Origin of the sequence: Geminicoccus flavidas (assembly GCF_009806515.1) — a bacterium.
Taxonomy (GTDB): domain Bacteria; phylum Pseudomonadota; class Alphaproteobacteria; order Geminicoccales; family Geminicoccaceae; genus Geminicoccus; species Geminicoccus flavidus.
The window spans coordinates 1-7534 of the sequence record NZ_WUJP01000764.1 but is presented as its reverse complement, the minus strand read 5'-3'; the positions used below and the strand labels follow the sequence as shown (position 1 = coordinate 7534).

The 7534-nt window shown below is 65.9% G+C and carries 7 protein-coding genes and 1 pseudogene; 2 read left to right on the top strand and 6 right to left on the bottom strand.

Annotated elements, in window-relative coordinates; translation table 11 throughout:
* Positions 1-815, top strand: a pseudogene (locus EQG76_RS21990) (hypothetical protein); the annotation flags it as partial.
* Positions 816-834: 19 nt separating this feature from the next.
* On the opposite strand, the gene EQG76_RS21985 reads toward EQG76_RS21990, so the two are convergent.
* The 6 genes from EQG76_RS21985 to EQG76_RS21960 form a co-directional block, all read right to left on the bottom strand.
* Positions 835-1230, bottom strand: coding sequence for an SUF system Fe-S cluster assembly protein (locus tag EQG76_RS21985; RefSeq protein WP_159716459.1), 396 nt, complete (start codon positions 1228-1230; stop codon positions 835-837).
* A 10-nt stretch (positions 1231-1240) separates the two neighbouring features.
* Positions 1241-2503 carry an aminotransferase class V-fold PLP-dependent enzyme gene (locus EQG76_RS21980; RefSeq protein WP_159716458.1) on the bottom strand — a complete coding sequence of 421 codons (1263 nt, stop codon included), beginning with the start codon at positions 2501-2503 and terminating at the stop codon, positions 1241-1243.
* Positions 2500-3840, bottom strand: coding sequence for a Fe-S cluster assembly protein SufD (sufD, locus tag EQG76_RS21975; protein ID WP_159716457.1), 1341 nt, complete (start codon positions 3838-3840; stop codon positions 2500-2502). Before sufD ends, EQG76_RS21980 begins: the two co-directional genes overlap by 4 nt.
* Positions 3837-4607: a Fe-S cluster assembly ATPase SufC gene (sufC, locus tag EQG76_RS21970; RefSeq protein ID WP_159716456.1), complete on the bottom strand. Its 771-nt coding sequence runs from the start codon at positions 4605-4607 to the stop codon at positions 3837-3839. Before sufC ends, sufD begins: the two co-directional genes overlap by 4 nt.
* Positions 4608-4672: 65 nt before the next feature.
* Positions 4673-6118, bottom strand: coding sequence for a Fe-S cluster assembly protein SufB (gene sufB, locus EQG76_RS21965; protein ID WP_159716455.1), 1446 nt, complete (start codon positions 6116-6118; stop codon positions 4673-4675).
* A 27-nt stretch (positions 6119-6145) separates the two neighbouring features.
* A complete protein-coding gene (locus tag EQG76_RS21960) occupies positions 6146-6631 on the bottom strand; it encodes an SUF system Fe-S cluster assembly regulator (RefSeq protein ID WP_159716454.1) in 486 nt (161 codons plus the stop codon).
* Positions 6632-6843: 212 nt separating this feature from the next.
* Here EQG76_RS21960 and EQG76_RS21955 point away from each other — a divergent pair.
* The coding region (locus EQG76_RS21955; RefSeq protein ID WP_200841015.1) for a CaiB/BaiF CoA transferase family protein at positions 6844-7534 on the top strand (691 nt) is incomplete at its 3' end.

Sequence of the window (7534 nt, the reverse complement as noted above, 5' to 3'; positions counted from 1 at the left end):
GTGGCTGGGCGCTGGGTGAGTTCTGGAACGGGGAAGGGATAGATCCGACAAGAAATGGCAATGAGCCGCGAGATATAAGCCTGGTACAGGGACATCCGCTTTTCTGCTGGCATTCGATCGCGGCCTGCATGCGCGAACTGGCTGTGGAGAATCGTCAGAACCAGCTTGCCATCGGCTATGCGGGTGGCGCCGATCCATCCATGGTCCGTACGCTGGTCGAGAGCGGCACAATCCGCGCCGGCGATTGCGTCGTGTTCGAGGATGCCGGCAAGCACGGCGCCGATCCGGTCGCCTACTTCCATAAAGTTCGCAACTGGCGGCAGGCGGTGATCAACCGTGTGAACGCCACCTGCATCCTCATGACGATGTTCGACTACCGTCCATTTCGAGGCCAGTACCCCAGCATGGAGTACGATCGGCGCTATCGGACAGCAGATGGTCGAATACTATCGGCGAATGATGCTATTCGGATGGCCGCTAACAGCATCTATTGGAAGCGCGGACAACCATTTGGCCGGACCATATTGATCGACATGAACCGCCGCATGGATGAATGGCGTGACTACTGTCTGGCAAGCAGTCGTCTTGATCCCATTCATCCCGATGGCATACATCCCAACTGCTGGGGGCAGTGGTTGATGGTGCGAGAAATCCTGCAGGCCATGGGACGCGCTGATCTGCGGACTGTCCGGATCGAGCGGTGCGTCCAACTGGCAGCCAAGAACTGGCGGCTCCTTAGCTATGGCGCTGATCGGCCAAACTGGTCGCCGGGCCGGGCAGCCTTCTACATGCGGCGGTTGTTTCGCCAGATTTGAGGCTCCCGAACTGGTCGGCTCAGTAGATCATGCCGAGTTCGAGCTGCGCCTCTTCCGACATCATCGAGGGATGCCAGGGCGGGTCCCAGGTGATCTCGACCGTGCAGCCGGGGATGCTCTCGAGCGCCGTGATCTTGTTTTCCACCTCGATCGGCAGCGACTCGGCGACCGGGCAGCTCGGCGAGGTCAGGGTCATCGTGACGATGACCCGGTTGTCGTCCTCGATGTCGATCTTGTAGATCAAGCCGAGCTCATAGATGTTTACCGGGATCTCGGGATCGTAAATCGTCTTCAGCGTGTCGACGATCTGGTTGCCCAGCTGCTCGACTTCGAGGGCGCGGGCGCGCTGGGCGGCATCCTCGGGTGTTTCCTGGAGAAATGCTTCGGCGCGATCGAGGCCGCTCTTCTCGTCCATGTCCGCTTCCTCAGCCATACTTGCGCACGATGTAGCGCAGGCTATCCGCCAGCGCCGCGACGTCCGCCTCGTTATTGTAGATGCCGAACGAGGCCCGCGCACTGCCCTCCAGGCCGAAGCGCCGGTGCAAAGGCTGGGCGCAGTGATGGCCGGTGCGGATGGCGATGCCGTCCAGGTCGAGCATGGCACCCACGTCCTGATGGTGCAGCCCATCCACCCAGAACGAGAGAGCCCCTGTCCGGTGCCGCGGGTCGCCCAGGGCATGGAGGCCCGGGATCTGCTGCAGGGCGCGCTGGGCCTCGGCCATCAGCCGGATCTCATGCGCCTCGACCGCACGGATGTCGAACTGGCCGAACCAGTCGAGGGCTGTACCCAGCCCATGAACGCCGGCGATGTCCGGCGTGCCCGCCTCGAAGCGGAAGGGGATCTCGCCATAGGTCGTGCCCTCGAAGGTCACCCGGTCGACGATCCCGCCACCACCCTGCCAGGGCGGCATGGCTTCCAGGTGCTCCCGCTTGCCATAGAGCACGCCGACGCCGGACGGCCCGTAGATCTTGTGCGCGGAGAAGGCCAGGAAATCGGCGCCTACTTCCTGGACGTCGACCGCCACGTGCTGCACCGCTTGGGCGGCGTCGAGCAGCACCGGCACGCCTGCTGCATGGGCGATCCCGACGATCTCGGCGACCGGGTTGACCGTGCCCAGCACGTTGGAGACCCAGGTGCAGGCCAGCATCTTGGTGCGCGGCCCGATCATCTCCCGCAAGGCGGCCAGGTTGAGCTCGCCCGCATCGGTGATCGGCACCGCCACGACCTTGGCGCCATGGCGCATGGCGACGAGCTGCCAGGGCACGATGTTGGAGTGGTGCTCCATGGTCGTGACCAGGATCTCGTCGCTCGGCTGGAGCCTGGGCTCCAGGAACGACCAGGCCACAAGGTTGATCGCCTCGGTCGTGTTGCGGGTGAACACGATCTCGCGCCAGTCGGCGGCCCCCAGGAACGCCTGCACCTTGCGTCTGCCGCCGTCGAACGCGTCGCTGGCGCGCTGGCTGAGATCGTACACGCCGCGATGGATGTTCGCGTAGTCGTGCCGGTAGAACTCGGCCTCGGCCGCGATCACCGCCTCGGGCTTCTGCGTGCTGGCCCCGCTGTCCAGGAACACCATCGGCCGGCCGTTCATCTCCTGGTCGAGGATCGGGAACGCGGCGCGCACCGCGTCCGGATCGAAGGTGAGGGCGTCGCCCGGTGCCCGGACCTCGGTGGCCATGTCGCTCATCCCAGCTCGGCCAGCCGCTCGCCACCCGGCAGGCGGCTCAGGATCATGCGGCGCACGATGTGGTCCACGCTCTCGTCCGCGATCCGCTCCAGCACCTCGCCGGTGAAGGCGAAGGTCAGCATCGAGCGGGCCAGCGCCTCGTCCATCCCGCGCGAGCGCAGATAGAACAGGGAGGCAGGATCCAGGTCGCCGCAGGTGGCGCCGTGGCTGCACTTCACGTCGTCGGCATAGATCTCGAGCTCGGGCTTGGCGTCGATCTCGGCATCGTCCGACAGGAGCAGGCTGTCGTTCTTCTGATACGAATTGGTGCGCTGCGCGTCCTTGTGCACGAAGATCTTGCCAGCGAACACAGCACGGCCGCGATCGTCCGCCACGGTCTTGTAGAACTGGTCCGACTGGCAGTCCGGCATCTCGTGGTGCATCCGGATCAGCGTGTCCACGTGCTCGGTGCCCTGCGGCATCATCAGGCCATTCAGGATCGCCTCGCTATGGGTGCCGCGCAGGCGGGCCTCCATCTCATGGCGGATCAGGCTGCCGCCGATCGAAGCCGTGGTCTGCTGCAGCCGCGACCTGCTGCCCAGCACGAAGCGCGAGCGGGTGATGGCGCTGCGGCCTTGGCCCTGCTCGAGGGTCCGGTCGATGGTGAGGTCCGCGCCATCGGCGATCTCGACCGTCTCGACCTGGTTCAGCAGGCTTTCCGCCTGGCCCAGCGCCACCGTGGTCAGGATCAGGCGGAGCTTCGCGTTCCTGCCCAGCCGGATCACATGGCGCGGATGGGCCATGAAGGCGCTCTCGGCCTCGGTCAGGATCGAGATGACCTGGAGCGGCTCGTCGAGCGCCACACCGTCTTCCAGCGAGATCCAGGCGCCGTCCTCGACCAACGCCCGGTTCAGCGCCTCGAAGCTGTGCTCGGGCTCGTCGTTGACGCTGGTCCGGTCGACCAGTTCCGGCGTCTCGGCCAGGACCTGGGCGAGCGGGCGCACGGTCATGCCGGCGGGCAGGCCGCCCAGATGGCTGAACTGCGGAACCGTCCGGCCGTTCACCAGGATCAGCCGGCGTGCCTTATGGCCGCCCGCGAAATGCGGGATGACGAGGTCGGGATCGACCGTGCCGCGCGGGGCCAGGGCGAACGGGCGGTTCGCGAAGCTGGCGGCGTTGGTGTATTTCCAGTTCTCGACCCGCGGGGTCGGCACGCCCAGCGCCTGGAAGCGCTCGAAGGCGGCGTTGCGCTGCTCCAGCGCCCGGCCGGAACTGCCGGCCGCCTCGCCACGCAGGCGCTCCAGCGCCTCGGCGAAGCCAGGCACCGGCTCAGCGGTGCGATTGCGCAGGGCACTCATGCCGCGACCTCGGCGAACTCGGCGCCCAGCACGCCGCCATAGCCCTTCTCTTCCAGTTCCAGGGCCAGCGAGCGGTCGCCGCTCGTCTGGATCCGGCCCTTGGCGAGCACGTGGACATGGTCCGGCACGATATAGTCGAGCAGGCGCTGGTAGTGGGTGATGATCAGGAAGCCGCGATCGGGCGAGCGCATCGCGTTAACGCCGTCTGCCACCGTGCGCAGCGCATCGATGTCGAGGCCACTGTCGGTTTCGTCCAGGATGCAGATCCTGGGCTGCAGCATGGCCATCTGCAGGATCTCGTTGCGCTTCTTCTCGCCGCCGGAGAAGCCGCGGTTGACGTCACGCTTGAGCAGTTCGCCACCGACGCCCAGCAGTGCCGCGCGCTCCTTCACCAGCTTCATGAAGGCGCCTGCCGAGATCTCTTCCTCGCCCCGCGCCTTGCGGATCGAGTTCATCGCCTGGCGCAGGAAATACATGTTCGACACGCCCGGGATCTCGACCGGGTACTGCATGGCCAGGAACAGGCCAGCCGCGGCCCGCTCCTCGGGCTCCAGCTCGAGCAGGTCCTCGCCGTCCAGCGTGGCGCTGCCGCCGGTGACCTCGTAGCCATCCCGGCCGCTCAGGACATAGGCGAGCGTGCTCTTGCCCGAGCCGTTCGGGCCCATGATCGCATGGACCTCGCCCGGCCTGACGGTCAGCGAGAGCCCATTCAGGATCTGCTTGTCCTGGCCCTCGATGGTAGCTTGCAGGTCTTTGATTTCGAGCATGACTTCTTGATCCGATCGGGTGCCGCGGCACCCCCGACTTGTTCCGTGGGAGGCGTGGCCGCTGATCAGCCGACGCTGTGTTCCAGGCTGATCGCGAGCAGCTTGCGCGCCTCGACCGCGAACTCCATGGGCAGCTCGTCCATCACCTCGCGGCAGAAGCCGTTGACGATGAGCGCCACGGCGTCCTCCTCCGAGATGCCGCGCTGGCGGCAGTAGAAGAGCTGGTCGTCCGAGATCTTGGACGTGGTCGCCTCGTGCTCGCACTTGGCCGAGCGGTTGCGCACTTCGATATAGGGCACGGTGTGCGCGCCGCACTTGTCGCCGATCAGCATCGAGTCGCACTGGGTGTAGTTGCGCGCACCCTCGGCCGATTTCAGGACCTTTACCAGGCCACGATAGGTGCTGTCCGAGGTACCGGCGGAAATGCCCTTCGCGACGATGCGCGAGCGGGTGTTCTTGCCGATATGGATCATCTTCGTGCCGGTGTCGGCCTGCTGGCGGTTGTTGGTCACCGCGACCGAGTAGAACTCGCCCACCGAGTTGTCGCCCTGCAGGATGCAGGACGGGTACTTCCAGGTGATCGCCGAGCCGGTCTCGACCTGAGTCCAGCTGATCTTGCTGTTCTTGCCGCGGCAGGCGCCGCGCTTGGTCACGAAGTTGTAGATGCCGCCCTTGCCCTCGCTGTCGCCCGGATACCAGTTCTGGACGGTCGAGTACTTGATCTCGGCATCGTCGAGCGCGATCAGCTCGACCACCGCGGCGTGCAGCTGGTTCTCGTCACGCTGGGGTGCTGTGCAGCCTTCCAGGTAGCTGACGTAGGAGCCCTCGTCCGCGATGATCAGGGTCCGTTCGAACTGGCCGGTGCCCTTCTCGTTGATGCGGAAATAGGTCGACAGCTCCATCGGGCAGCGCACGCCCTTGGGGATGTAGACGAAGCTACCGTCGGTGAAGACGGCCGCATTCAGCGCCGCGAAGAAGTTGTCGCCGGCCGGCACCACGCTGCCCAGATACTTGCGGACGAGCTCGGGATGGTCCTGGATCGCCTCGGAGATCGAGCAGAAGATGATCCCCAGCTCATGGAGCTTCTTGCGGAAGGTCGTGGCCACCGAGACGCTGTCGAACACGTAGTCGACCGCGACGCCGGCCAGGATCTCCTGCTCCTTGATCGGGATGCCCAGCTTCTCGTAGGTGCGGCGGATCTCGGGGTCGATCTCGTCCAGGCTCTTCGGACGCTCCTTGATTTTGGGCGCCGCGTAGTAGCTGATGGCTTGGTAGTCGATCGGCTCGTAGTCGACCTTCTGCCAGGTCGGCTCCGTCATGGTCTGCCAGCGCTTGTAGGCGGCCAGACGCATCTCGGTGAGCCAGTCCGGGTCCTGCTTCTTGGCCGAAATCAGACGGATGACGTCTTCGCTCAGGCCCTTTGGCGCGATGTCCGCCTCGATATCGGTGACGAAGCCGTACTTGTACTCGCCGCCGGTATATTCACGGACCGTCTCGAGCGCGGTCGCCATGGATGTCGATCTCCCGATATGCGGCCGTCAGGCCGAAAGATGTCCGGACGGGCGCGCCTGCTTCCGTCCCGCTTCGTCGTCCGCGTGGCTATCCATGAAGGCCTCCGGCACCGCGGTCGCCATCTCCTCGATGGATACCGCCGCGAGTGCCACGCGGATGGCACGGTTGATGGTGTTCCAGTTGGTCCGGGTCAGGCACACCGAATCGAGGCTGCAGTCGGAACCGTTCGGGTCCAGGCAGCTCGTGATCGCGATCGGCCCTTCCACCGCCTCGATCACTTCCGCGACCGACACCCGCCGCTCGGCATCCGCCAGGCCGTAGCCGCCGCGCGCCCCGCGATGGCTGACCAGCACCCCGGAGCGGACCAGCGTCTTGAGCAGCTTGCTGGTCGTGGGCAAGGGGATCCCGGTCGCCGCGGCTAGCTCGGGCGCGCTCCAGTGGCGGTTGGGGTAGCGTGCGACCTGGGTGGTCAGCACGATCCCGTAATCGGCAAGGCGGCTCAGTCGGATCACGCTCTACCAGACCTGGGGAAGCAGCTCGGAACCATTCCAGACCGGAGCGGTCCTGTTTTCACTGCTTAATTGGCGTCTGCGCCGATGATGTCAAGCGATCGTGACGCACGGTGCGGCCAAGAATCCGCGGGACAACCGGCACGGCTTGAGGCTGCCGCCCCGTTCTGCGAGCGTCCTGCGTCCGTGGCCACTAGCTAGGCATCCAGAGCCCCATGTCCAAGCCCCTGCCGCTCGACGGCGTCCGCGTCCTCGACCTCAGCCGGATCCTGGCAGGCCCCAGCTGCACCCAGCTCCTGGGCGACCTGGGCGCCGACGTGATCAAGATCGAGCGGCCGGGCGAGGGCGACGACACGCGCAAATGGGGCCCGCCCTTCGTCACAGGCGAGAACGGCGCCGATACCGGCGAGAGCGCCTATTATCTCTGCGCCAATCGCAACAAGCGCTCGGTGGCGATCGACATCGCGCGCCCGGAAGGTGCCGCCCTGGTCCGCCGGCTGCTGGCCGACTGCCACGTCCTGGTCGAGAACTTCAAGGTCGGCGCGCTCGCCCGCTACGGTTTGGCGTATGAGCAGCTGAAGGAGGAGTTCCCGAGCCTGGTCTACTGCTCGATCACCGGCTTCGGCCAGACCGGCCCCTATTGCGACCGCGCCGGCTACGACTACCTGGCCCAGGGCCATGGCGGGCTCATGAGCGTGACCGGCGAGCCGGACGGCGAGCCCATGAAGGTCGGGGTCGCGATCGTCGACGTGATGTGCGGCATGTACGCGGCCACCGGCATTCTGGCGGCCCTGCGTCATGCCGAACGGACGGGGGAGGGCCAGCAGATCGACCTGGCGCTGCTCGACACCCAGGTCGCCACCATGATCAACCAGGCGACCAACTACCTGGTCTCGGGCAAGGCCC

What these genes read in the sequence shown, in the direction of transcription:
- sufC (WP_159716456.1), bottom strand. Translation starts at nt 4,607, where the DNA reads ATGCTCGAAATCAAAGACCTGCAAGCTACCATCGAGGGCCAGGACAAG.
- sufD (WP_159716457.1), bottom strand. Translation starts at nt 3,840, where the DNA reads ATGAGTGCCCTGCGCAATCGCACCGCTGAGCCGGTGCCTGGCTTCGCC.
- EQG76_RS21985 (WP_159716459.1), bottom strand. Translation starts at nt 1,230, where the DNA reads ATGGACGAGAAGAGCGGCCTCGATCGCGCCGAAGCATTTCTCCAGGAA.
- sufB (WP_159716455.1), bottom strand. Translation starts at nt 6,118, where the DNA reads ATGGCGACCGCGCTCGAGACGGTCCGTGAATATACCGGCGGCGAGTAC.
- EQG76_RS21980 (WP_159716458.1), bottom strand. Translation starts at nt 2,503, where the DNA reads ATGAGCGACATGGCCACCGAGGTCCGGGCACCGGGCGACGCCCTCACC.